Origin of the sequence: Infirmifilum sp., assembly GCF_049970975.1 — an archaeon.
Classification (GTDB): Archaea; Thermoproteota; Thermoprotei; order Thermofilales; family Thermofilaceae; genus Thermofilum; species Thermofilum uzonense.
Genome location: NZ_JBMFLX010000205.1, coordinates 1 through 1,649 on the forward strand (window position 1 = coordinate 1; position 1,649 = coordinate 1,649).

Here is a 1,649-nt window from a genome sequence, read left to right on the forward strand (position 1 = left end):
GTGCCTTAATGCGAATAGCTACAATGTTGAAGTACTATCATAATCTCGAAGATATAGGTCTTGATGAAATAGGTAAAACGATAGTTGAGGAGAACATCTATGGAGTTGATGCACTACGCTATGCCTCACAGATAACAGCTATAAACCTAGCATTGATAGCTCCAAGCACCACGGCTAAGGAGAATGTCTACACGATCTACTTAGGCTATATACCTGGGAAGAATCGGGCATGGCTTGGAAGCCTAGAACTACTAAACAATACAAAGAAGGTAGGCGGTATTCTAGCATACATCAAGGGGGGTCTTAAAGGAGTTGCTGAGAGGATTACGGTTGAAGATGCTGAGGGGGTGTTTTCAATACCTAGCAGGCTCGACATGATAATAATGAACCCACCCTTCACAAGACCTACTTACAGAGGGAAAGTGAAAGTCCCTGAAGAAAAGCGCGGTCTCTTCGGCTTCATATCTGACGAAAAAGTTAGAGACGAACTGAGGAAAAGGTATAAAGAGATAATTGAAAGCGTAACAACCGGGCTAAGAAATATTGCTGAGGCAGGTATTGATAACGAACTTAGCGGAGTACCTAGTGAAATTAAGGCGCTCATTAAAGGAGCCGAAGATGAAAAGCTGAGGCAGTATCTTAACGTAGGCTTAGCGGGGGAGGCTCTTCCCTTCCTCTACTTAGCTTACAAGTATGTCAATGAGGACGGCGTTATTGCCTTCGTACTCCCTAGGGCCGTGCTTGCAGGAGTTTCATGGTTTTTAGCTAGGACTCTCCTCGCCTCAAAGTTCCACTTAAAATACGTTATTGTCAGTTCAGATCCGGAAGGAGGCTATAATTTCTCTGAAGGGACATCACTAAGCGAGGCTTTAGTAATTGCCAAGAGAGTGCAGGGACACGACCCTTCCGAGGAAACGGTGTTCGTTATCTTAACGAGAAAACCTAGGACATCGCTTGAGGGAGTACTAACAGGGGAAGAGATAGCTAGGGTCGGCAGGAGGGGCGGGATAGGCGTTTCCCGCGGCGGCATCGAGTTTGTTGTACGGAGAGTGAGAAGAGACACACTACTCAAGTATATCGATAACTGGAACAGGTTTGTTGCCATACCCGAGCCTGTATTGGGCGACCATGTATTTAAGCTCATGGAGGAGGGCGTAATTACCGTGGGCAGGTATAGTGTTAAAGTCCCGTTGACGAGACTAGGGAAGATATTGAAAACGATCCACGTAGGGAGGAAGAGGGGAGAGAAGGTGGTCGAGGCGCCCGTGAAAGCTATTGGCGTGGATGCACACCAATTTTACGACTTATTCGTTCAAACCTCCTCCTCGCCCTATCCAGCATTAATTGGAACTGAGGAGAGGTTTAGGAAAACTATGAGGATTAGACCGAATAGCTACATAGCACCAAAGAGTGAAAAAGTTAAAGAGAAGGCTATTAAGACGTTCGAGGACTTCGCAGGCAGGATCCTCATCCCCGGAGTGAACATATGGTGGAACACCTCTCACGTCATAGCCCTCTATTCAGAGGAAAGAATGCTTTCAAATACCCACTACGCTGTTAAGCTAGATGTACCACCGGACGTAGAGCCCTATGCGGAGAAGGCGCTAGTTCTCTGGTTCAATACTGCTTGGGGGCTCCTAACCATGCTA

General features: G+C 46.6%; 1 pseudogene. It reads left to right on the forward strand.

Annotation, left to right across the window (positions count from 1 at the left end):
* Nucleotides 1–1,649, forward strand: a pseudogene (locus tag ACP5KC_RS10565) (hypothetical protein); the annotation flags it as partial.